We start from the raw sequence: 23,462 nt of genomic DNA, 5'->3' as shown, positions 1-23,462 counted from the left end.
CCCCGCGATCGCGGGGCCGGCTTTTTCAGTTCTGAGCTGTCTCGTCGGACTGTTCGTCTTCAGCGCCTTCCACCACGATGGTCCCGGCGGGAATGCTGTTGATCCGGAAGAGCGTGTTGAGGAAGTCGGACATCTGGGTGTCCGGGAAATGGCCGGCGAACAGGCGCTCGATCGTGCCGTCCTGAAACATGCTGTAAAGGGCGAGATCGATTTTTTCCGGCAAGCCCGGATGTTCTCTCGATGAAATGACGAAGGCGTAGGGCTCGTAGCGGCCGGTGCCCGACGGCGCCGGATCCATGGCGCATTCCGTCCGGGTCTGGTTGCGCTGGTCCGCAAGCGAGGCCTGCACGATGTCGAGATCGCCATAGTAGCGGGACAGGTTCCCGTTGCAGAATGCCCGCGCCGCTGCCGTATGCGAGGTGTAGCTGCGCGAACAGACGATCTTGGCTCCGATCCGGTTCCTGGGCGGCTTGCTCAGCAGCGTATTGAGCGCATCGCCGATCGTCGAACCTTCCACGTACCCCCAGATTTCATAGTCCTTGGGCCCTTCGGTCTTGACCTGCAGGGGTGTTGCCGGAACGAACTGAAACTCGATCTTGAACCGGTCCCAGAAACTTGCCTGTTTGGTCTGGGGCTCTCCTTCGGTACCGGTTGCGTCGTCGTCCGCGGAAGTGTCGGCCTGTTCCTCTGTCTTTTCCGGCCACCAGGGGGTCTTGCAACTGTGCGCGGGAGACGGCTCGCCGCGCGCTGTGGCACCGAGATGGTCAATCCAGGGAAGGATGCAGTCGCATGTCGGTTCCGGCCCGTCTTCTGGCAATTTGCCTTCGTTCTTGGTGATGTCCTTGCCCTGCTTGGACTTCACGAAGGAGCTGTTGGCGACAAAGACGATCTGAGAAAAATGTAGGATGGGCGTCTTCTTTTCGATCGGAAAGCTGCGCATGCGCTGAAGCGTGATCGTGGTCGGGTCACACAGAAAATCAATTTCGGTGGACGCGGGCTTCGCTTTACTGCCAGCGGGCAGCTCGCCTTTCAGAGATGCGATTTTGGCTGTTGCTTTCCGGCCATCGTCCGGACCGGTCCGGCCGGTGTTTAGAATGGATATCCGCTCCGCCGAGCTGATTTCGACAGTCTCAACCTGGTAGCCTGCGCGGTAGATCGCCTCCGTACAGATGTCCCAGTAAAAACCCAGAAATTCGTCCGAGGCAGTGTTCTTCCAGATGAAGGGGCGTGTATCCGTGCGAACGGCCATCTTGATGGGTGCAGCGTGTTCGTCTGCGGATGCCGTCCAGGTGACAGCGAAAGCCTGCACGAAAACCAGGGAAAGACAAATCAGCCACTTCATGACGACGCTGCCGATCTGGACTTTGTCGACGTCTGGCCGACGAGCGGTCCTGATTTTGTGCTCACCCCTGATTGCCGCCTGCGCTGGTTCTGGAGCGCCTCGGCGACGCAGAAGACCACAAGGAAACCGAGTATCGCGGAATAGATTGCCGCGTAGGCGATCAGGCCATGGTCGATCGCGTCGAGTTGCGGCTGCTCTGCCGACCGGTTGAGCGCGGACGCCCAGGACGTGAGGAAACGGGTAGCGCCGCCGCACAGCCCCATGAGGATTGCTGCCCGGATTGCCCAGCCCCGGCTCCAGGCCATCGTCTTTTGCGACACTTCGGCTCGGGACAATGACGTTGCTGCATCCAGCAGAACGACGAGGATCAGGGCAAGGACTGCGCCTCTCAGAGGGGTTGGCGCATTGTATTCGAAGGATGCCTGCAGCGTCGCCCAGACGGTGCGCTGGTTTTCTTCCCATCCGCCCGATTCAATGGCCGAACGCCAGAGAACCAGGCCAATGATGAAGAGTGTCGCAACTGCCCAGGAAACGAAGACAAGTGCCGCGGCCTGCGGTAGTCTTTTCGTCCAGTGCGCCTGCGACATGTTCCGCCAGCGGTGGGTCTGGCGTGCACCGTCGCGCAGCGCAAGGGCGATGATGATCGGAACGCAGAAGCTGTTGAAAGAGGTGGTGGCATATCCGAGCGCGCGCCAGTAGGGGCTCCCCGCGGAGCCGCTTTGAAGCGCGGTTTCATATGGACCGGGAAAGACGCTCCAGGCAAGCGCGAGCGAGACGGTAATACCAGCGGACCACAGGATCGTCAGCATCGCGTGTGAGCGGGAGTGTACGGGGCCCGCATGCTCATTGAACAGATCGCTCAAAAAGGCCTCGAGCTTCTTCTTCGCAAGGATCTGTTGCCTGACCGAACTGGTGGCATTTTTCTCAAGCCGTTGAGCGCCTGAATCCGGGATGATGATTTCATGCTCGACATAGAGCGCCAGCAAGATGCAGAGGTCATCGGCGAGGTGATCGGCTTCTTCGGCCAGCCGTTCCCAGCTGGCACGTTTCTTCTCGGTGGCCGCCGGGTTTTCTCCTGAACCGTTTCCTTCCTGGGGAGTTTCGGCTTCTGCTGTCGCATCGGCTTTCTCCGGGACCGCGGCAGTTTCACCGGCCTGGTAGCTCGATTTTTCATCGAGCTCCAGCAGCAGGACGTCCCGGCGCCGTGTCAGGGCGGCTTCGAGCTTGTCGAATTCTTCGCGCTGGCTGGCATTCGCCAGCTTGAGTTTCCGGTCCAGGATCCACGAGGAAATGGAAAAAATGAGGTCAAGATCCTCGTGAAAATCCTGAGGATCGGCCAGTTGCCCGCCGGCAGCCTGCGAATAGTGCCGGATGCGTTCCCAATGACCGCGCGGGATCAGCAGGCTGTTTTTCGGAATGTCGTTGTCTTCGTCGCCTTCATCACGAAGCTGGATCGAGTTGCGCTGAAGATCCTCGCCCGCGCCGATGACGCGCGTCGGAATGCCTGCCAGCCGGTGCGCCGCACTGCGCATCCAGTCTTCGAAACGCTGCAGGATCGGGAAGGTCGGGGCAAGGCCGACGATGATGAGTGCGATCGTGAGCGAGATGGACGGGTCGATGCCGATGTCGAGAAAGTTCCGTTTTTCGGCTGGGCCTGTTTCGCTCGACAGCGGCTGGGCCCAGAAAACGCTCTCGTTGTTGCTGAGCGGCACGAAACCGACCGTGGAACCGGCCGCTTCCTCGGTCGGTGCGGTCGGCAGCTGGCTGGCGCCGACCGTATCGGCCAGGATGTCCGGTCCCCCGAGATAGGGGATGACCTCTGCGTAGGCGCACAGGAAGAAGTAGATGAGCAGCATTGTCAGCGCGTAGAACGTATACGCGTGAAAAACCGTCTTGCGCGCCCGAAGCTTGTCGGGCGTCAGCAGGTCGACAAGGCGTTCGAGTTGCCTTCGGCTGCCATAAGTCGCCTTATTGAAACGCTCGTAGGAAAACACGCCGATGATCAGCGCGCCAAATAGCAGGGCGACGAGGTCGGGCATGTCCGGTGCCAGTCTACATTTGCCGTGTTACCGGCAATATTGCGTTGCCGGGTTACACGCTGTCTGTGCAAAGCCTGGTGCAGAACTGCCGGACAATAGCAGAAGGACAATCAAAACTTTCTTCATGACGCGGTCCTCAAGTCTAATATATTTTTCTGTTTAATTAACACAGATTGAGTTGAAATCACAACATAACCATAATTTAAGATGAGCCTTTTTTCCAAAATAACAAGGCTTTAATTATTTTCAAATTGAAGTTGTATGCCGGTTGTATTGCTTAAACTAACCTAAAGTAAGTAAATTTCGCGATAACATCCACCACGCACAATCACCTATTTTGCGGAAAGTCATTGTGTCGTCACAGTGATCATGTTGCAGTGCGAAGAGTTTCAGGTTGCGGCCGAAACGACGGGAGGTCTCGTCCGGCTTCAGGCCGGTTCCAGTCTGTTTTGACGTCAGGAGCTGACAGTCATGTTTGATTTGACGGGGTTCAAGGCCCTTGTGGTCGGGGTCGCCAACGACCAGTCCATCGCGTATGGCTGTGCGAAAGCCTTTCGTGAGCAGGGGGCCGACCTGGCGATCACCTATCTCAATGAGAAGGCGGAGCCCTATGTGCGTCCGCTGGCCGAAGAGCTTGGCGCGGACATCATCGCACCGCTCGACGTGCGCGATGAAGGCGAAGCGGATGCCCTCTTCGCCGCGATCGACGAGAAATGGGGCAAGCTCGACACGCTGCTGCATTCCATCGCCTTTTCGAAGAAGGAAGACCTTCATGGCCGTGTCGTGGATTGCTCCGCGGACGGGTTTTCCCTGGCGATGGACATTTCCGTCCACTCGTTTCTGCGGCTCATACGCAGGGCCGAGCCCCTGATGCCGCACGGGGGCACCTGCATGACGGTCTCGTTCATGGGCGCGCAGAAGGTGGTCGAGAACTACGGGGTCATGGGGCCGGTCAAGGCGGCGCTCGAAGCCGCGACCCGCTACGCGGCGGCCGAGATGGGGCCAAGGGGGATATCGGTGCACGCACTGTCTCCCGGACCCTTGAGGACACGAGCGGCATCCGGGATCGCGGAGTTCGACGAACTTCTCAATGACGCCGCCGAGCGTGCGCCCACACATCACCTTGCAACGATCGACGATGTCGGTGCCTATGCCGCGTTTCTTGCGAGCCGTGAAGCCTTCAACGTCACGGGCGGCATTCACTTCATCGACGGCGGCTACAGCATTGTTGGATAGGAGGTCCTCATGAAGGACATTTTCGACGCGCTCGAAAAGGGCCACAACGAGTTTCTGCATTCCCTGGAAGATGCGACCGCCTGGTCACCTTCGCAGCGCATCACCGCATGGCAGGCCCAGGCGGCCGAGATGTCGAACATGGCGGAATTGATGGGGCGCGGCCTCACCAAGCATCTGACCCACATCACGGATGTGCACAAGCAGCGCTGGCAGGACAGCCTGACGGCCTATGGCAAAGCGTTTGAAGACCTCACGCAGGCGCAGACGCAAGGCGCGCTCTACAACGCTTTTGAGAGTTACTGGAAGGATGCGGCTCAGCGTGTCGTGCTCACGATGGACACATTGCGTCAGCGCGGCGACAATTTCATCGAGCACGAGGAGGCTGGATGCCCGCCGGTCCTGATCTATGACTATGATCTGGTGCTGGACGGCGCGGATCTGCCGCATCCCTGCTGCTACATGCTGCTGAAGATCAGGCCGCCTGAAAACACCCCGTGCCGCGATCCCAAGCCATGGAAACGGCCCTATATCATCATCGATCCGCGCGCCGGACACGGTGCGGGCATCGGCGGTTTCAAGCCGGACAGTCAGGTCGGGGTCGCTCTCCGGGACGGTCACCCCGTTTATTTTGTCGCCTTCAAGCGCATGCCGGAAAAGGGCCAGACGCTCGCCGACGTCACGCGCGCCGAGGCCGCGTTCGTGCGCAAGGTGAAGGAATTGCATCCCGAGGCGCCCAACCCGGTGGTCACGGGAAACTGTCAGGGAGGCTGGGCAACGCTGCTGCTCGCCGCGACAAACCCGGATCTCACCGGTCCGATCATTCTCAACGGCGCGCCGGTTTCGACCTGGGCGGGGCGGGTCGGCGAAAATCCGATGCGCTACAACGGCGGCATTCTGGGCGGAACCTACAACGCCATGTTCTACTCCGACCTTGGGCACGGCGTGTTTGACGGAGCGGACATTGTCCAGAATTTCGAGCTCCTCAATCCGGCGAGAAACTATTTCGGCAAGTATTACGACCTTTATGCCAAGGTCGACACGGAGCCGCATCGCTTCCTCGAATTCGAGCGCTGGTGGGGTGGCTATTTCCTGCTGAACGAGGCGGAAATGAAGTGGATCGTCGAACAGCTTTTCGTCGGCAACCGCCTGTCCAAGAACGAAGCGCAGCTCGAGCCGGGCCGGAATGTCGATATCAAGCAGATCCGCGCGCCCATTATCGTTTTTGCCAGCTTCGGCGACAACATCACCCCGCCGCAGCAGGCGCTGAACTGGATCCTCGACACCTACGCGGACGAGCGGGAAATCGCGATCCGCGGCCAGCGGATCATCTACATGGTTCATGACCAGGTCGGTCACCTCGGAATTTTCGTGTCCTCCAAGATTGCCAAGAAGGAGCACACGGAAGTGACCTCGACTCTGAAGACCATCGAGGCGCTGCCACCGGGTCTCTACGAGATGTCGATCGACGACTACGAGGGCGAGCTGCTCGACCGCCAATTCACCGTCAGTTTCCACGAACGGGGCATGGATGACCTGCGCGCGCTCGACGATGGCCGCGAAGACGAGATTCCGTTTGCCGCGGTCGCAAGGGCGTCCGAACAGCAGGCCGAGTTCTACGACGTGTGCGTGCGCCCGTTCGTTCAGGCAGGTGTAACCGAGCAGAGCGCGGATTTGCGGCGGCGCACCCATCCCCTGCGGCTGCAGCGGGAGCTCCTTTCCAGCATGAACCCGTTCCTGAGCGCGCTCCCGGGCTGGGCCGAAAAAGCGAAGGCCGAGCGTCAACCGGTTGCATCCGACAATCCCTTCGTGGAACTGGAACGGGTCAACGCGGCGATGATCGAGCAATCCATGGATCTGTTCCGTGACCTGCGCGACACCATGTATGAGAACCTGTTCTATACCATCTGGGGATCGCCCTACATGCGCTGGTTCGGACGAACGAAGCAGCCGGGCCGTACGCTCAAGCATGCGGACGAACTGCGCAGCCTGCCGCCGGTCCAGGCCGCCCTGATGCATGTCGAGGAGGGTGGTTTCCGCGAGGCGGTTGTCCGGATGCTGATCCTGCTCGCCGAGAGCCGCGGCAATGTGCGCCGGGACAGGCTGGAACGGTCCTCACGTGTCCTCACCCAGGACGAACCCTTCAGGTCGCTTACACCGGACGAGCGCAGTTTCATGCTCCAGGAGCAGACGCTGATCGTCGAATTCGCGCCGGAGCGCGCCTTGTCGTCATTGCCGAAGCTTCTGAAATCGAAGGAGGAGCGTGAGCTTGCGGCGAAGGTCGTGCGTTACATCCCGGGCGATATCGACGAGATGACGCCGCACACGCTGGAGATGCTTCAGAGTTTCCACAAGGTGCTCGGGCTGCCGCCCGCGACCGGCAACATCACCGAAGACCCGCTGGCAGAGAGCGCTACTCCGGCGAAAGCGGACGCGGATATCGAGCCGGCTGTCACCGAGGCGCCGGTCAGGAAACCCGCAGCCGCCGCGGCAAAGACGAGGACGGCGCAGAAGGCATCACCGCGCAAGCCTGCGGCACGAAAAGCCGCCACGCGCAAGGCGGCTGCTTCCAAGCCGGCCACCGGCCGCAAACAAGGCACGTCTGCGCGCAAGTCCGAAGAACCTGCCGAATAAGCGAAAGTCAAAAAAAGGGCGTCCGGGCCTCTCGGACGCCCCTCCAGAGCCCCCTTGTGGTGTTCCCCGGAAAGAGGCTCTGAAATGGGTCCTGACCCTAGGACCTGTTGCCGCGGTGCGCCCAGCCGGTCATCCGTAGTTCCAGCCACGCCATGATCGCATACATCACGATGCCAAGCACCGCGAGCGCGACAAGTCCGGCCCATACGAGGGGAACGTTGAACTGCGATTGCGCAGCGAGCATCATGTGTCCGATGCCGGAGTTTGCGGCCACGGTTTCCGAAATGACCGAGCCGACGAAGGCAAGCGTTATCGCCACTTTCAGCGAGCCGAAGAAATAGGGCATCGATCGCGGAATGCCGACTTTCAGCATGATGTCCAGCTTCTTGGCGCCGAGCGCGCGCAGGACGTCTTCCATCTCCGGTTCGATGGTCGCAAGACCCGTGGCGACATTCACAACGATCGGGAAGAACGCGATCAGGAACGCGGTCAGCACAGCCGGAATGGTTCCGATGCCGAACCAGATCACCAGGATCGGAACGACCGCGACCTTCGGAATGGAGTTGAAGCCGATCATCAGCGGGTAGAGACCGGCATAGATCGCACGGCTCCAGCCGATGGCAAGACCGAGCGCAAGTCCACCGACGACGGCGAGCAGAAAGCCGGCAACGGTGGTGAACAGCGTCTGCACGGAATTCTTCCAGATCGGCGACCAGTATTTCACGATCGCGGCCCAGATGTCCGTCGGCGCCGGCAGAATGAACACCGGCAGATCGAAAATCTTGACCGCCAGTTCCCAGACCAGGAACAGTCCGATCGTCCAAAGCCAGGGGGCGAGAGCGATCCAGCGCGAAGAGGTCATGCCGCCACCCTCGCTTCCGCGATCAGCGCCCTCAGGTCGTGAACGATGTCATTGAACGCCGCCTCGTAGATCAGGTCGATCGGCCGGGGCCGGGGGAAGGAGACTTCCCGCCGCTCGATGATCTTGCCCGGTCGCGCACTCATGACGAAAACGGTGTCTGCAAGATAAACGGCTTCTCTGAGATCGTGGGTGACGAGGATGACCGTGAAGCTTTTTTCCGCATGCAGGTCGCGCATGACCTGCCAGAGTTCCTCGCGCGTGAAGGCGTCCAGCGCGCCGAAGGGTTCGTCGAGCATCAGCAAGGCCGGATCGTGAATGAGCGCGCGGCAGAGGTTTGCGCGCTGCTGCATGCCGCCGGACAGCTGCCAGGGAAATTTCTCTCCGAATCCGCCGAGGCCGACAAGCTTGAGCAGTTCCTCCGCCTTTGCCGTGTAGGCCGCCTTTTCACGCCGCAGGTTGGCGCGGTGCGGCTGGACGATCTCCAGCGGCAGCATCACGTTGGAAATCGTGCTGCGCCAGGGCAGCATCGACGGGTTCTGGAAGGCCATGCCCGCAATGGAAACCGGTCCCGACACCTCCTGGTGGGCAACTTCGACGGTTCCTTCCTGCGGGTTGATCAGCCCGGTGGCGAGTTTCATGAGCGTTGATTTTCCGCAGCCCGACGGGCCGACGACGGCCGCGAACTCACCTTCCTGGATGCTCATGTCCAATCCGTCGAGGGCAAGGGTCGCATCGGCTGCCTGGCCGTAGGACAGGCGCACGTTTCTGAGGTCTACAAATCCGGTCAAGACGAGGTCCGAAACAGGGCTCCTGCGGTCATCATGCTGACCGCAGAAGCGATTGATTTGAGGAGAAGCGGTGGGATTACTTGACCATCCGTTCTTCCTTGGGAGGAAGATAGCTGCTGTCGAAAACCTTCTCCGGGCTCGGCGGCGTATCGCTGACACCCATGGATGTCTGAAGGTACTCCATGGATTTCGCCAGTTTTTCCATGTCGACGCCACCGAAGCCGTTTTCCTTGACGGCCGGTGTCGCGATCGAACCTTCGACGGCCATCGTCAGGCGATCCACTTCGACGGCTTCATCGAGGACTTCGTTCCGCTTCATGACATAGGGAATGGCGGCGGCCGGATCGGCGATCGCGTCGAGATAGCCCTTGGTCAGAGCCTTGACGAAGCCCTTGACCGCATCCGGGTTCTCGGCAGCGAAGTCGGTGTTGGCGATGACCACGTTTCCGTAGAGGTCGAGGCCGTTTTCACCCATGAGGATCAGTGAGATATCGTCCTCCGGAACACCCTGTGCCTTCAGGTTCAGGACGGAGGAGAACGAGAATCCGAAAATCGCGTCCACCTGTCCCTGCGCCAGCATCGGCTCGCGAACCGGGAAGCCGACATTCTCAATGGTGATGCCGCTGGTGTCGAGGCCGGCGACATCCACAAAGGCGGGCCATTGTCCGAAAGCGGCATCAGGCGGCGGGGCGCCCAGTGTCTTGCCTTCAAGCGACTTCGGATCTTCCGTAACGCCCTGGCTCTTGCGGCCGATCACGGCGAACGGCGGTGTTTCGTAGGCCATCATGACGGCCTTGACCTTGAGATCCGGCTGTTCGTCCATCAGCTTGATGAGCGCATTGATGTCGCCGAAGCCCATGTCATAGGTCCCGGTCGCGACGCGCGGCAGCGATTCGCGCGAACCGGCGCCGCTGTCGATGGTCACGTTCAGACCCTCGTCCTTGAAGTAGCCCTTGTCGAGAGCAATGAAGAAGGGCGCCGACGGGCCTTCGAATTTCCAGTCCAGTGTGAATTTGATATCGGTCTCGGCATACGCGCTGCCTCCACTGATCATCAATGCGAGCGCGGCGCTTTTCAAAAGACGCATGTTGTTCCCCTGTGTTTTCGATTTTTCCGGCGAAGTGTGAAAGGTGCTTGCACAAAAATCAAGCACGATATTTGTGTGCCTTCAATATAGTCAATCGCCTGTTGAAATTTACGCCGGGGACAACGGGACGGGATTGTTCGCCGCTGGTCCTGGAACGCTGGAAACACCTGACGTTTCTGACGGAAACCGGCACTCCGCGATTCACCGCGCGCGCTTCGGTCCGGCAAGGATCAGCATGAAAATACCTGTTTGCGAACCCGCGTGGTGACACCTTATTCTGTTGAGGCCGCACCAACCCCCAACCAGGGCCCTGTTGAATCGACCGGGCCTGCTATCACATTCAAGTTTCACCCGAACAACACAAGGCGCTTCCGACGGAAATCGATGTTCGACTGGGCTTACAGGAAAAGACTGAAAGACGACCTGGAAGACTGGGTGGCGAAAGGATGGGTCAGTTCGTCCGGTGCCGCCTCGATCCTGCGCGATCAGGAGCGCGAGGACGGACGGTCGCGGCTGCCGATGGCGCTGGCCGGGATCGGCATGATCTGCGTTGCCCTGGCCTTGTTCGCCTTTATCGCGGCCAACTGGGCTGTCATTCCGAAAACCGTAAAGCTTGTCGGGATAACGGTGCTGCTCGTTGCCAGCCATCTGGCGGCGGCACGGGCCGCCACGAAAGGCCGAAAGGGTATTGCCGACCTTCTCACCGGCTTTGCAACCCTTGTTTTCGTCGGCGGCATGGCTCTTGTCGGGCAGATGTTTCATTTGCCCGAGGACTGGGCCGGAGGTGCATTTCTCGTCTGCATGGGCGCTCTGGCGGCGGCCTGGTTCACCGGATCGAAAGCGTCGCTGACCGTGGCCGCGGTCGCCGCGCTGACCTGGCAGTTCAGCCGCGCCGATCTGGGGGAAACGACAACAATTCAGGACCTGATCGGCCTTGCGATCCTGATTGCGGTGTTTGCCCACGCGATCTTCGCTCCCGCCAGATTGTCGCGCTGGCTTGCCATTTTGTTGCTGTGGGTGACCTTTGGCAGATGGCTGGCCGAATCCGCCGATCTGCACTCTGCCGGTGACGGGTTTGCGCTTGCCATGTCGCTCGCAGGCGCTGGCGGACTGGCGGTGCTCATGGTGCTGATCGATCCGATCGCCGATCTTTTCGTGAAGTGGAACAGCGAGTTGCCGGCGCGTTCGCATGGCCGCTGGCTGATGAGCCGGTCCCTGCAGGATGCCGGGTTTCTGGTGTTGAACGCGCTTGTTGTCGCCGCGCTCATCGTGGTTCCCGAACTCGCATCGGATGTCGACGGTGCCGCGATCTGGACGGTGCCGGCGCTTGTCCCGCTTGCTGCCGCCGTCGCTCTTCTCGTTGCCGGGCTTTTGCTGTCCTACAAGACCGCGAAGGCGCAGGCGCTGTTCGGTGCAACCGGCCTGGCGCTTCTCGCCGTCCTGATGCCGGTGGTCACATCGAACACGCTCGTGCTGGCAGCCGCATCCATGTCGGCGCTTGTCGGACTGTGTGCCCTCGCCACATGGTTCAACAATCGCTACTGGATGCTGTGCTCCTATCTCGGGCTTACGGCGGTCGCACTCTGGCTTCTGCAGGTCACGATCGGGACGCTGCTCGGGCAATCCGTGTTTTTCTTGGTGGCGGGTGTCCTCCTGCTCGGCGTTGCGCTGTGGCTTGCACGTGTCTTCAGAAGCGGCGCACCGTCCGCACCCGTCGAACCGGGTAAACGGGAGGCCCCGTCATGAGCGATGTCCCGGCAGACGCCGGCCTGGCCCGGCGTTCAAGTGTCCCGCTCACCTACCTGAAGTGGGGCCTTCTGGCGCTACTGCAGCTTGCCCTGATCTCCGTTCCGCTTGTGGACCGGCTCGACGTGCAGATGTCGGGCGCTGTGGTGCCCCTGGAGCTGGTTCCGGTCGATCCGAGGGATCTCCTCAGGGGAGACTACGTCATCATCAATCTGGCGATCGGACGACTTCCGAGAACCATGGAGGGGGCGGAGAGCCTCAAGGCCGGTCAAACGGTCTTTGTCACGCTTGAACAGGAGGGCGAGGGCGCTGCGCGTCCGGTTTCCGTTTCACCGGATCGCCCGCAATCCGGCGAACTCGCGATTGCGGGACGTGTCAGGTCCAGCACCGCGGAGACGGTCTGGATCGACTACGGCATCGATGCCTTTTTTCTGCCCGAGGGAGAAGGCCGCGAGATCGAAAGGCTCGATACCAGCCGGGTCCTGCTGGAAGTGGCGATCGCCGGGGACGGCCGCTCCTTGCCGCTGAACCTGCTGGTCGACGGCAAGGTCTTCAAGTCGGACGGTAGTTTTTGACGGCGGGCAAGGCTGGCTGTATGAGCCAGCATTGATCCGAAACAGCTGCGAAAGTCCTTCATGTCCGATCCTGCGTTAGAGACGCTGATGTTGCCTCTTGAAACCGAAGCCGTCGACCTCGACAGGTCGGCATCGGTGCTGTTTCTGCGCGCGCGCGCAGGCCGCGCGCTGGCGTCCGTCAACGACTTGGACCTCACATGCGTACAGAGCTTCGCACCCGACCGGGACGCTCTGGAAAAGTCCGGTTTCAAGGTCGCTGCCGAAGCGCCGGACGGACAGTTTGACGCCGTCCTTGTCCTGCCCGGGCGGCAGAGACAGGAGGCGCGGGCGCAGCTCGCCGAGGCCGTTTCGCGGGCAAAGGCGGGCGGGCTTGTCATCGCCTGTGCCCCCAACACGGAGGGAGCAAAGACGGTTGAAAAGGACCTGTCGGATCTGATCGGGGAGGTCGACAAACTCACCAAGAGCAAGTGCCGGGCCGTCTGGGGACAGGTGCATGAGGGCCGGGTGGACACGGCGCTCCTGCGGCAGTGGCGTGAGCTTGATGCGCCGAGGAAAGTCCTGGACGGGGCCTATTTCAGCAGGCCCGGCCTCTTCGCCTGGGATCGCATCGACTCGGCGTCGAAACTCCTTGCAGGAATGCTTCCCGAGACGCTCAAGGGACGCGGGGCCGACCTCGGCGCCGGATTCGGATACCTGGCTAGAACGGTTCTTGAAAAAGCGCCCAAGGTGACTGCGATCGATCTCTATGAAGCCGAAAAGCGCGCGCTTGATCTCGCGGAAAACAACCTGTCGGCGTTCAAGGGCAAAAGGACCATGAACGGTATCTGGTGCGATGTCACGAAAGGCATCGAGGGGCCTTACGATTTCATCGTTTCCAATCCGCCGTTTCACCAGACCGGCAAGGCCGACCGCGCCGATGTCGGGCAGGGTTTCATCAAGGCGGCTGCCGCTGGTCTGCGCCCCGGCGGTGAATTCTACATGGTTGCCAATCGTCATCTGCCATACGAAAGAACGCTGTCAGCCGTTTTTGCGGATGTCACGCAGCTGGCCGATGAGGGCGGATACAAGGTGATCAGGGCTGTGAAGGCAAAGGGAGGGCGATGACATGCGGCTGGTAAAGCTTCTCGCCAATCTCGGCTACGGCAGCCGCAAGGAAATGCAGCTCGCAATCCGCAATGGCTGGGTCACCGACAAGGACGGCAACCGCCTGAAGGCGGACAGCAGGACCGCGCATGAAGATATCCTGTTCGATGACGAGCCGCTCGACCCGGCCCAGGGCGTCGTGATCCTGATGAACAAACCGGTCGGTTACACCTGCTCGGCCAAGGACCAGGGCCGACTGGTCTACGATCTCCTGCCTGACCGGTTTCGCGTGCGCAAACCCGCGCTTTCGACAATCGGGCGCCTCGACAAGGAAACGTCGGGCCTGCTGCTGTTCACCGATGACGGAACCTTCCTGCACAAGGTGATCTCGCCGAAATCGGAGGTGCCGAAAGTCTACGACGTGTCGCTCGACCGTCCGATGACCGGGACCGAGACCGGTCTGTTCGCGTCCGGGGAAATGATGCTGGAAAGCGAGGAAAAGCCACTGAAGCCGGCCGAACTGGAGGTCATCGACGAAAGGGCCGCACGCCTGACCCTGCATGAGGGCCGCTATCACCAGGTCCGCCGCATGTTCGCCGCGACCGGCAACCATGTGACAGAGCTGAAGCGCAGCAGGATCGGCTCCCTCGGGCTGGATGGTGTGGACGAGGGCGGCTGGAAAGTGGTTTCAGAAGAGGAAATAGCGCTCATCTTCTCGTGATGTACCGCGCATCTGCTGCCTGACTTCAGCAGTCAATCATCCGCTCAGCGCAAGCACAAAGGCGAGTAGACCCCGGATCTGCGCTGCGCTTGTCCGGGGTGACGATTGAATTGAATATCCTCATCCTGAGGAAGCGCGCTAGCGCTGTCTCGAAGGATGGGCGGCTGGCATCTCTGTTCATTTGCCCATCCTTCGAGACAGGCCTGCGGCCTTCCTCAGGATGAGGTCGAGGATTGATAACCTCAGCGAAACAGGCCCATTGTGATGGGCGAAATACGTCTTCCCATTTGGTCGCCCCGGACAAGCAACGCGCAGATCCGGGGCCTACTCGCTTTTCGGCTCTGAACACCGGAAATTCGGGACAGGGATCCCCGCTGCATTCCCGGCTGCGCGACAATCAAGCCGCCCGGCCCTCCAACAGAAGCCCGGGCGGTCATGCGCATTCCCGGCTAGCTGTTGTCTCTGCTGAGAACGCGGATGCGGCTGTCGAATTCGCCCCGGTCCACGTAACAGCCGCGCAGATGGCGGAAGCCCGTGTTGGGGTTGAAGGCCGCACGTCCGTGCATCACGCGCCGGTTGTCGAAGATCACCATTTCTCCCCCCCTGAGACGCGTCGTCAGAACATAGGTTTGGGATCGCGTCATCTGCATCACCTTCCGGTAGGCCCGGTAGTAAGGCTCCATGAGGGCGGCCGGCAGATCGAAAATACCGGCAAGATGCGCATTGAAGTGCAGTTCCTGCATGTTGCCGAACGGATCCAGATCGATCACGGTGTGATGACGCCGGATGTCGTAGTCCTGATCGTGGAAGCGGAACGGCACCGGCGTTTGCGACAGGAGCCTGAACGCCTCCGGATCTTCTTCGCGCAGATCGGCGGCAATGGCGAACCCGTCGCAGAAGGTCGAGCCGCCTCCTTCAGCTTCGTTGGCAAGGCAATGCAGGAACTGGAACCCGGGAGGCAGTTCCTGGTTGGCAAGGTCCGTGTGCAGCGGCAGGGCGTGCGACGTATAGGCGAGATTGTTCGGGTTCGGTTTGGACATCACCTCGAATGTCGTGCCGAAATTGGTCTCCCGCAGAAACCCGATCCGCCGTGCCATGGCCATGCCGGCATCCGCGTCGCCGGACATGCCATCGACAAAGGCAAGGCCGGTCCGCTTGGCCTCGATCAGGAAGCCGAGCAGGGCGGTGTCGTCCGACATCAGTGCTGCTGCGTCTGCGCGGGGCAGATCTTCCTGCGGGATGTTACCGCGCCAGTGGATCGGCTCCACCTTTGCCGGGTCTTCAAGGCCGATGCCTGGCCGGTGGTTGAAGAGCCACTCCGGATCGAAGCGGCTGGTGTGGGCTTCGCCATCCCAGGTGATGACGATGTTGCCACCGTCCACGGAAACGCCGCTGGCAACCAGATCCGGCGAGATACTGGTCAGGTCGAACTGGCGTTCATGCGTGTCCGGGTGAAAGCCGCTCGGACAATTGTCGCGAAGCCACAGAAAGGGAAAGTCGGCGCTGGTGCCGTTCGGCCAGACGACATTGAGCACGCGGTCTTCACCGCGCAGATTTGCAGTTGTCATGAATGAGATCCGTTGATGTGTTTCAGGGAGACTGGACAATCATCAACGGCGGGCGGGAGGCGGCCACCACCAGTAGGCTTTGTTATGCGGATTGCCGGGACTGCGCCCGAGAATTGAAAGCATCCGAAAAGGCCGGTTGGAAGGCATCGCCTTCGAGGAACAACTGCGCCGCAAGATGCCACCGATAAAAACGCCCGGCAACAGGAAATTGCCGGGCGCGGATAAGAATTAAGTCATTGCACGGGCCGGGTAAATTCAGCCTTTGGATGCCTTGGCCGCCAGCGCAATGGCGATATAGCTCCAGCCGTTGACCAGGACGGAAATGCCGGCGATCAAGCCAAGGGCCCAGGCGGCGGAGCCCGGCAGGTCCATCCAGATCATGATCCCGGCCAGCAGCGAGACGATCCCGGCGATGAGCACCCAGACCCAACCGTCATGCGGCTTCAGCTTGAATGCCAGCAGGATCTGGCTGACGCCCTGGGCCACGAAGATCGCGGCGATCACGAGGGTCAGTGCGAAGGTCCCCGCGAGCGGGTTAAGGTAGATCACGACGCCGCCGATCACCGCGATGATGCCCGTGATCAGATTCCAGATGAAGCTGGTCGTACCTTGCGTCTTGAAGGCATTGTAGATCTGCACGAGACCGCCGACGAACAGGACCGCAGCGATCAGGATCGTCACGGCAATGGACGTTGCGAGCGGCGCTGCGATCAGGATGATCCCGCCAATGACCAGTGCCACGCCGAGAGCCAGGAACCAGCCCCAGTTCTCCTGGATTTTCGCTTTCATGTCTTCAACAGCCTGAACCGCATCTGCCATTTTGACCTCCTCACGTTCCGGTTGCTCCCGCACCGTAACCGCTTCGCAGGAAATCACAAAATCTTGATGACATTCCGGTCGGTTAGGGCTGGGGATTACCGGGCTTGACATTTGATGTGTATATGCACACAACGTGGCATGGAAGAAGACGACTTCTCACTTTGCGTTCTCGACAATGCGCGCAAGGCGGCGCGGGCCGTCAGCCGGCACTATGACCGTCTGGCCCGCAAGGTCGGGATGACGGCCGGCCAGTTTTCGGTCTTGGTCGCGATCAGGCAGGTTCGGGAGCGGAGCACCGCAGACCTGGCCGAGCGGCTGTCGATGGACCGGACGACCCTGGTGCGCAATGTCGCGCTCCTGGAGCGTGACGGCCTGGTTGTCTCGGCTCTGGCAGCGGACGGAAAGGCCAAGTGTTTCAGTGTCACGGACAAGGGTGAAGCCTTGCTGCAGGAAGCCCTTCCACTGTGGCGGAGAGCGCAAAAAGACGTCGAAGAACTTCTTGGAACGGAAGAGTTCCTAAAGACAATCAATGTGTTGCAAAGACTTTCGCAACTATGAAGCCTGCTCTTTGAATCAGTTTCTGAAGAGCCTTGAACAGGGCCTGGGTCCGGCAACGGGCCGGGCGCTGACAGCACCAGACAGAACGAGGTAGTGATGCGCCGGGTAGTCGTAACAGGTATGGGAATCGTTTCGCCGCTCGGGACAGGATTGGACGGCTTCTGGCAACGCGTGACATCAGGCGCGAACGGGATCCGCCGGATCAGCCACTTCGATCCGGGCGATCTCGCCTGCCAGGTCGCCGGCGAGGTTCCCTCGAAGGACGAGGACGAATTCGGGTTCGATGTTGACGCGGTTCTTGATGCGCGCGAACAAAGACGCTCCGACCGGTTCATCCATTTCGCCATGGGCGCGGCTCAGGAAGCGCTCGCGCAGTCCGGCTGGCAGCCGGAATCACCGGAAGAAAAGGAACGGACCGGCACGATCATCGCGACCGGTGTCGGCGGCTTTCCGGCAATGACCGCCGGGACCCGGCTGGTTGATGAAAAGGGACCGCGCCGGGCGTCGCCCTTTCTTGTGCCCTCGTTTCTCGCCAACCTCGCCGCCGGACAGGTGTCGATCCGCTACGGCCTGAAAGGCCCGATCGGCGCGCCGGTCACCGCTTGCGCGGCGAGCCTGCAGGCGCTCGGCGACGCCGCCCGGCTGATCCGGTCCGGGGAAGCGGATGTCATGGTCGCCGGCGGGACCGAAGCCTGCATTGACAAGGTGTCCTATGCCGGGTTCTGCGCCGCCAAGGCGATGTCCTCCAAGCGCAATGACGACCCGGCCCACGCCTCAAGGCCGTTCGATCAGGACCGGGACGGTTTCATCATGGGGGAAGGGGCCGGCATTCTGATCCTGGAAGAAATGGAACACGCGAAGGCGCGGGGTGCCACCATTCTTGCGGAACTGAAGGGCTATGGCACCACCGCCGACGCCTTTCATGTCACCGCGTCCTCTCCGGACGGCGAGGGCGGGTTGCGCGCCATGAAGAAGGCGGTCTCGACGGCAGGGCTGACAGCCGGCGACATCGGCTATGTCAATGCGCACTCGACCTCGACCCCGGTCGGCGATGCGGCGGAAATCGCGGCCTTGACGACGCTGTTTGAAGGGCGCGGCAAGGACCTGGCAGTGTCCTCGTCCAAGTCCATGTTCGGCCATCTGCTCGGGGCTGCCGGAGCTGTGGAGGCGGTTGCCTGCGTGATGGCGCTGACAACCGGCCAGCTGCCGCCTTCACGCAATCTGGAAATGCCCGACGAAGCCATGGCGCGGTTCGAAATGGTGCCCGGCAGCGCGATCGGCCGCCAGGTCGATCATGTCCTGACCAACGGGTTCGGTTTCGGCGGCGTCAATGCCAGCGCGGTATTTTCCAGGATCTGACAAGTGGCGGTCTGACAAGCGTGCCCTGTGGCGGGCAACCGGGTTTCCGGCTCGCTTGTCCAGGGTGACGCAGGAGGGGGCAACCCCATACAAACCTCTCGCCTTCCAGGTCATGCCATGGCTTGACCATGGCAGCCATGCCATTCCCTGTCCGGCTGCAAGGCCTGTCACCGTTGAGAGGCAAGGGCTTGGATTGCCAGATCAGGTCTGGCAGTGACAGCTGAAATCAAGGAGGCGAATTTGCGGACCTTGGCCCCAGAACATTTCTCATCCTGAGGAGGGCCAAGGGCCCGTCTCGAGGGATCGGCGGCAGATACCAAGGGCGCGGTCCATCCTTCGAGACCGTACTGGTGGCGTCTGGAAGAACGGGCATGACCAGCGCTGATGAAAAATCAGGCTTGGCGATCAGTTTTTTCCCATATATGAGATAAATCTCATTAATGGGAAAATCCAATGACTGACACGGAACCTGACATCGGTGGGCGGATCGCGGGGTTGCGCAAGGCGCGTGACTGGCGACTGGAAGAACTCGCGGAACGGTCCGGCGTGAGCCGGGCAACGCTTTCGCGGATCGAGCGCGGCGATACCAGCCCGACGGCCGTCGTGCTCGGACAGCTCGCTCGTGCCTTCGGCATCACGATGGCGGATCTGTTCGGCTTCGGCGCACCTGCCGATGACGCCAGGATTGCGCGGGCAGATCAGCCGCTTTGGGAAGACCCGGCAACCGGCTTTCGCCGGCGCAGCGTGTCGCCCGCTTCAAGCGGTTTCCGCGGCAGCGTGATCGAGGGCGAACTGCCAGCGGGCGCTACGATTTCCTATTCCGTCCCGCCCCTGCCTGACCTGGAACATCACCTGGTGCTGCTTGAGGGCGCACTCGTGATGACCATTGGCGATGCGCGCCATGACCTCGCACCCGGGGACTGCCTGCGCTTCCGTCTGAATGCCCCCAACGCCTACCACGCACCGGGTCCGAAGCCGGCCCGCTATTTCCTGACGGTGATCACGCCATGACCGGATTTCGACCCGAACCTCCTGTCTTTCTGTTGTCCGCAACGGAGATTCAAACATCCGCCGGTGCTCTTGGAGCCTTGCTCAGGGCTTGCGTCGAGGACGGGGCGGGGATCGGTTTCATCCTGCCGCTCAGTCAGGAAAAGGCCGAGGCTTTCTGGCGGGAACAGGTGGCGGCCGTGGAAGACGGCAGAGCCTTCCTGATGGTCGCCCGGGACAAGGAAGCGATCGCCGCCGTCGTCATGCTGGCGCTGGCCCCGCAGGACAATGGTGGCCACCGGGCCGAGGTCGCCAAGCTGATGGTCCATCCGGACCATCGGCGCAAGGGCCTGGCGCGCCGGCTGATGGCGGCAATCGACGGCCTTGCCCTGTCACTGGACCGCTGGCTGCTGGTGCTCGACACCGTCACCGGCGATCGCGCGGAAACGCTCTACCCCACATGCGGCTACCGGAAAGTCGGCATCATTCCCGACTACGCCTATGGCAGCCACGGAAATCTCGATGCGACAACCGTCTTTTACAAGGATCTGCGTTGAGAGACGTTTGGGCTGCGCGCAATCGATGCCCGGCAGTCTGGACACTGTCCAAACCTCTTCCCTTCCGGCCATGCCAAGGCGCGACCATGGCATCCATACCGTTTCGTCGCCAATAGGCAGGGCATCGAAGGTGAAACGGTTGTAGGAGAACTAGTCCTCGCACAGTTTTCCGGTTGCCTGCTTGCACCCGTCCTGGCGGGTCATTTCACGCCATGCAGCCGTGCTGTATGTCTTGTAGTCAGGAAAGGTTTTGCCCGAGCAAATGAGATTGGACACCGCGCGGCCCTCCACGGTGTTGTAGTTCCCCGCTGCCTTGGACTTTTCGCAATTGCTCTGGGCAAACGATACTTCAGATGTGCCATTTTCGCTGCTGGACTGGCAACTGATCAGCAAGACACACAAAAGAACAAAAGAAACTGATTTCAGGCTAAGCACAGTGTTTTCGTTTCCTGCGACTGACGTCTCTTGAGTTGGACCGTCGAGCGCGCAGCATCTAATCCCAGGATTGAAAAGAAGAGAAAATCTACTTTAAGAGGTGCACTGTCTTGATGATGAGCGACTGGTAGCTCCGCGCGCCGTTCTCACTCGTTCAGCATCTCCAGCTCGAGCCACTGTTCTTCCGCTGCGTCTTTTTCCGCAGCAAGGTCAGTGATTTGCTGCGAGAGCCTGGCAAACTTCTCCGGGTTCTTCGCGTAAAGCTGCGGGTCGTTCATTTCGCCCTGAAGCTGTTCGAGCTTCACTTCAAGTTGCTCGATCGTGTCCGGCAGGGTTTTCAGAAGATGCTGCTGGGTGAAGGTGAGCTTCGACTTTGCTTTAGGTTTTTCCGCCGAACCGTTTGAAGGACTCTGCTTTTCCTTCTTTGCCGGCGCGGCTTTCTCGGCCTTCCGGGCCGTGACACCTTCGCCGCGCTGGGCGAGCATGTCGGTGTAGCCGCCGGCATATTCACGCCAGACGCCGTTTCCTTCCGAAACGATCACGGAGGTGGCCACCCGGTCGAGAAAATCGCGGTCGTGCGACACGATCAGGGCCGTGCCGCTGTAGTCCGCCAGAAGTTCCTGCAGGAGGTCGAGCGTTTCAAGGTCGAGATCGTTGGTCGGCTCGTCGAGCACCATCATGTTGGACTTGTTCGCCAGCGCTCGCGCCAGCATCGCCCGTGCCCGCTCGCCGCCGGACAGGACACCGACCGGTGTTCGTGCCTGTTCGGGCGAAAACAGGAAATCCTTCATGTAGGACATCACGTGTTTGCTCTCGTCGCCGACGGACACCATGTCCCCGCGTCCGCCGGTCAATACCGCGGAGAGCGTATCCGTCAGGTCGAGCTTCTCGCGCTTCTGATCGAGCGTGACCATTTCCAGGCTGGTGCCGAGCCGGTTGGTTCCGGCGTCCGGTTCAAGCTCGCCGGTCAGCATCTTCAGGAGTGTTGTCTTGCCCGCCCCGTTGGGGCCGACGAAACCGATCCGGTCACCGCGCTGGATGCGGGTGGAGAAATCCTTGACGATGCTGCGTCCGCCATAGGATTTGGCCAGGTGCTTCGCCTCGATGACCAGTTTGCCGGAGGCCTCCGCATCGCTGGCATTGAGCTTGGCGGTGCCCTGCGGCCCACGATGCTCGCGTTTCTGTTTCCTGAGGTCGGCGAGTTCGCGCACCCGGCGCATGTTCCGCTTGCGCCGGGCGGTGACGCCATAGGTCATCCAGTGCTCCTCGCGCTTGATCTTCTGCGCGAGCTTGTGCTGGTCGATCTCCTCCTGCTCGAAGACCTCGTCTCGCCAGGTCTCGAAATGGGCAAAGCCCTTGTCCATGCGCCGGGACACGCCCCGGTCAATCCAGACCGTCGCGCGCGAGAGATTTTCCAGGAAACGCCGGTCGTGCGAGATCAGCACGAGCGCCGACTTGAGGCTCTTCAGCTCCGTCTCAAGCCACTCGATCGCCGGCAGGTCCAGGTGGTTGGTGGGTTCATCCAGGAGCAGGATGTCCGGTTCCGGCGCGAGGGTACGCGCAAGCGCGGCGCGCCTGGCTTCACCCCCGGAAAGAGACTTTGGATCTTCCCGTCCGTTCAAACCGAGCACCTCGAGAAGGTAGGCGCCGCGATAGGGATCGTCCCCCTCGGTCAGGCCTTCGTTGACATAGTCGAGCGTCGAGGCATAGGCGGAAAGATCCGGATCCTGCGGCAGGTAGCGAACTGTGCGTCCCGGCTGGAAGAAGCGTTCGCCCTTGTCCATCTCGACCTGGCCTGCCGCGATCTTCAGCAGCGTTGATTTTCCTGACCCGTTCCGTCCGACCAGGCAGATGCGGTCACCTTCGGACACGGACAGGTCCGCGCCGGTCAGGAGCGGCGTGCCGCCGAAGGTCAGCTGAACGTCGCGCAGTATCAGAAGGGGCGGGGCCATGGTTTCCCTTGGTCTGTGAAGAACGGCGCTTGGTTTATACCAACCGCCATAGATAGAAACCCATTTCACCGGGATTATTTTGCCACAAGGCAAGGCGCGGTTTGCGTGGTTGTGCCGGCACTTCAAGCAAATCGCAACGCGGCATTGGGGCAAAAGAACCCGGCCTCCGGTGGCATGAAACCGGCCATCGGCTGCGTTGCGGCGCTTGCCCGATGCGCCGGCATCGCGCTGCGCACCACGCCTGACCGAGTGGACCGGTTTGATGCCATGAAATGGGTTTCGATCTATGAAGGTCGGTATTACTGGTCCTGTCCCGGCCGCGCAAGCGCCAAACCGGCCAAGTCCAGGCGATGGACCCATAAATGAGAGCCAGAAAAGGACTTCCGGGATTTTTGATGGCTTTCTGTCGGATTTTTGCCGGGAAATGGGTTAAGCTAACGCGTGGTCAGGGGCCTATCGTCCATTTGCCGGCTGAAATGCCGGAAGGAGACTGAAGATGTTTTGTCTGATCAAGGGTCCCGTGAAGTCCGGGAATTTCGCACGCAAACTGAGGTCACTCGGTCTTGCGATGGCGCTGGCTTTTGCCGGAGCCGGGCTGACGGCCGCTGTCCAACCGGGAGCCGCCAAGGCCGATTCGTTCTACATAGGAACCGGAGGTGTCGGCTTCGCGTTCGGAACCGGAGGCTATCGTGGCGGCGTCTTTTATGGCGGCTATCGCGGCGGGTTTGCCGGACCTCCGTTCCGGCCCTACGGCCCGCCCTATTATTACCACCCCTATGACCGGCGCGCTTATCCGTATCGCTCCCGGCGCTATGTCGCGCCACGCTACAGGCCGCCGCTTTATATTGCACCCAGAGGGGTCTACGTTGCCCCACGCGGAGGCTATGTCGGCCAGCCCCGGCGCGTGCCCTACACCAAGACCGGTCTCGCTCCGTTCACGCCTCAGTGGGTCGCTTACTGTTCTCGGAAGTTCAAGTCCTTCAATCCGAACACGGGCACCTATCTGGCCTACAGCGGAAAATATCGTTTCTGCCGTTAGAATTGTAATTTAATTTCGCACCCGTTTAGCGGTCGGTATAACGATGCCGTGAAGGTGGAGAAAATTTTTCCTGCATCT

At 60.9% G+C, this 23,462-nt stretch carries 19 protein-coding genes; 11 read left to right on the top strand and 8 right to left on the bottom strand.

Annotation, left to right across the window (positions count from 1 at the left end; translation table 11 throughout):
* Positions 1 to 25: 25 nt before the first annotated feature.
* Positions 26 to 1,342, bottom strand: a complete 1,317-nt coding sequence (locus ACO08A_RS01860; RefSeq protein ID WP_422039571.1) for a hypothetical protein — start codon at positions 1,340 to 1,342, stop codon at positions 26 to 28.
* A complete protein-coding gene (locus ACO08A_RS01855; RefSeq protein WP_422039570.1) occupies positions 1,339 to 3,381 on the bottom strand; it encodes a hypothetical protein in 2,043 nt (680 codons plus the stop codon). The genes ACO08A_RS01860 and ACO08A_RS01855 overlap by 4 nt, the downstream gene beginning before the upstream one ends.
* 471 nt (positions 3,382 to 3,852) lie before the next feature.
* On the opposite strand from ACO08A_RS01855, the gene fabI reads away from it, so the two are divergent.
* The gene (fabI, locus tag ACO08A_RS01850) at positions 3,853 to 4,617 is read left to right on the top strand and encodes an enoyl-ACP reductase FabI (protein WP_422039569.1); all 765 of its coding nucleotides are present in this window, start codon (positions 3,853 to 3,855) and stop codon (positions 4,615 to 4,617) included.
* Between the two features lie 9 nt (positions 4,618 to 4,626).
* The gene (locus ACO08A_RS01845) at positions 4,627 to 7,248 is read left to right on the top strand and encodes a DUF3141 domain-containing protein (RefSeq protein ID WP_422039568.1); all 2,622 of its coding nucleotides are present in this window, start codon (positions 4,627 to 4,629) and stop codon (positions 7,246 to 7,248) included.
* A gap of 97 nt (positions 7,249 to 7,345) precedes the next feature.
* Here ACO08A_RS01845 and ACO08A_RS01840 read toward each other — a convergent pair whose 3' ends face one another.
* The 3 genes from ACO08A_RS01840 to ACO08A_RS01830 all read right to left on the bottom strand — a co-directional run bounded on the left by ACO08A_RS01840 (position 7,346) and on the right by ACO08A_RS01830 (position 9,985).
* Positions 7,346 to 8,110 carry an ABC transporter permease gene (locus ACO08A_RS01840; RefSeq protein ID WP_421982048.1) on the bottom strand — a complete coding sequence of 255 codons (765 nt, stop codon included), beginning with the start codon at positions 8,108 to 8,110 and terminating at the stop codon, positions 7,346 to 7,348.
* Complete coding sequence (locus tag ACO08A_RS01835; protein ID WP_421982049.1) at positions 8,107 to 8,898, bottom strand: ABC transporter ATP-binding protein; 792 nt, start codon at positions 8,896 to 8,898, stop codon at positions 8,107 to 8,109. Before ACO08A_RS01835 ends, ACO08A_RS01840 begins: the two co-directional genes overlap by 4 nt.
* 76 nt (positions 8,899 to 8,974) lie before the next feature.
* Positions 8,975 to 9,985 (bottom strand): ABC transporter substrate-binding protein, encoded by a 1,011-nt coding sequence (locus tag ACO08A_RS01830; RefSeq protein WP_421982050.1) that lies wholly within the window; start codon positions 9,983 to 9,985, stop codon positions 8,975 to 8,977.
* Between the two features lie 384 nt (positions 9,986 to 10,369).
* Here ACO08A_RS01830 and ACO08A_RS01825 point away from each other — a divergent pair, with 384 nt between their 5' ends.
* From ACO08A_RS01825 to ACO08A_RS01810, 4 genes are all read left to right on the top strand, one after another.
* Complete coding sequence (locus tag ACO08A_RS01825) at positions 10,370 to 11,731, top strand: DUF2157 domain-containing protein (RefSeq protein ID WP_422039567.1); 1,362 nt, start codon at positions 10,370 to 10,372, stop codon at positions 11,729 to 11,731.
* The gene (locus ACO08A_RS01820; protein WP_422039566.1) at positions 11,728 to 12,306 is read left to right on the top strand and encodes a GDYXXLXY domain-containing protein; all 579 of its coding nucleotides are present in this window, start codon (positions 11,728 to 11,730) and stop codon (positions 12,304 to 12,306) included. Before ACO08A_RS01825 ends, ACO08A_RS01820 begins: the two co-directional genes overlap by 4 nt.
* Before the next feature lie 87 nt (positions 12,307 to 12,393).
* Positions 12,394 to 13,410 (top strand): class I SAM-dependent methyltransferase, encoded by a 1,017-nt coding sequence (locus tag ACO08A_RS01815; RefSeq protein ID WP_422039565.1) that lies wholly within the window; start codon positions 12,394 to 12,396, stop codon positions 13,408 to 13,410.
* A 1-nt stretch (position 13,411) separates the two neighbouring features.
* On the top strand, positions 13,412 to 14,110 hold the full coding sequence (locus tag ACO08A_RS01810; RefSeq protein WP_422039564.1) for a pseudouridine synthase: 699 nt from the start codon (positions 13,412 to 13,414) through the stop codon (positions 14,108 to 14,110).
* A 449-nt stretch (positions 14,111 to 14,559) separates the two neighbouring features.
* Here the strand turns inward: ACO08A_RS01810 and ACO08A_RS01805 are convergent, their stop codons facing one another.
* Positions 14,560 to 15,678 (bottom strand): TauD/TfdA family dioxygenase, encoded by a 1,119-nt coding sequence (locus ACO08A_RS01805; RefSeq protein WP_422039563.1) that lies wholly within the window; start codon positions 15,676 to 15,678, stop codon positions 14,560 to 14,562.
* A gap of 255 nt (positions 15,679 to 15,933) precedes the next feature.
* On the bottom strand, positions 15,934 to 16,497 hold the full coding sequence (locus ACO08A_RS01800) for an HdeD family acid-resistance protein (protein WP_319386506.1): 564 nt from the start codon (positions 16,495 to 16,497) through the stop codon (positions 15,934 to 15,936).
* Between the two features lie 138 nt (positions 16,498 to 16,635).
* Between ACO08A_RS01800 and ACO08A_RS01795 the strand changes: the two genes are divergently transcribed.
* The 4 genes from ACO08A_RS01795 to ACO08A_RS01780 all read left to right on the top strand — a co-directional run bounded on the left by ACO08A_RS01795 (position 16,636) and on the right by ACO08A_RS01780 (position 19,958).
* Positions 16,636 to 17,055, top strand: coding sequence for a MarR family winged helix-turn-helix transcriptional regulator (locus ACO08A_RS01795; RefSeq protein ID WP_422039562.1), 420 nt, complete (start codon positions 16,636 to 16,638; stop codon positions 17,053 to 17,055).
* Between the two features lie 96 nt (positions 17,056 to 17,151).
* Entirely contained in the window at positions 17,152 to 18,414 is a 1,263-nt protein-coding gene (gene fabF, locus ACO08A_RS01790; protein WP_422039561.1) for a beta-ketoacyl-ACP synthase II, read from the top strand.
* Between the two features lie 453 nt (positions 18,415 to 18,867).
* Positions 18,868 to 19,425 carry a helix-turn-helix domain-containing protein gene (locus ACO08A_RS01785; RefSeq protein WP_422039560.1) on the top strand — a complete coding sequence of 186 codons (558 nt, stop codon included), beginning with the start codon at positions 18,868 to 18,870 and terminating at the stop codon, positions 19,423 to 19,425.
* Positions 19,422 to 19,958 carry a GNAT family N-acetyltransferase gene (locus ACO08A_RS01780; protein WP_422039559.1) on the top strand — a complete coding sequence of 179 codons (537 nt, stop codon included), beginning with the start codon at positions 19,422 to 19,424 and terminating at the stop codon, positions 19,956 to 19,958. The genes ACO08A_RS01785 and ACO08A_RS01780 overlap by 4 nt, the downstream gene beginning before the upstream one ends.
* A 581-nt stretch (positions 19,959 to 20,539) precedes the next feature.
* On the opposite strand, the gene ACO08A_RS01775 is transcribed toward ACO08A_RS01780, so the two are convergent.
* Positions 20,540 to 22,345, bottom strand: a complete 1,806-nt coding sequence (locus tag ACO08A_RS01775; RefSeq protein WP_422039558.1) for an ABC-F family ATP-binding cassette domain-containing protein — start codon at positions 22,343 to 22,345, stop codon at positions 20,540 to 20,542.
* A 496-nt stretch (positions 22,346 to 22,841) separates the two neighbouring features.
* Here ACO08A_RS01775 and ACO08A_RS01770 point away from each other — a divergent pair, with 496 nt between their 5' ends.
* Entirely contained in the window at positions 22,842 to 23,384 is a 543-nt protein-coding gene (locus ACO08A_RS01770) for a BA14K family protein (protein WP_422039557.1), read from the top strand.
* Positions 23,385 to 23,462: the final 78 nt, after the last annotated feature.

Origin of the sequence: Roseibium sp., assembly GCF_965232425.1 — a bacterium.
Lineage (GTDB): Bacteria > Pseudomonadota > Alphaproteobacteria > Rhizobiales > Stappiaceae > Roseibium.
Note: the sequence above shows the minus strand (reverse complement) of the source record. Positions and strands in the feature narration are given on the sequence as shown.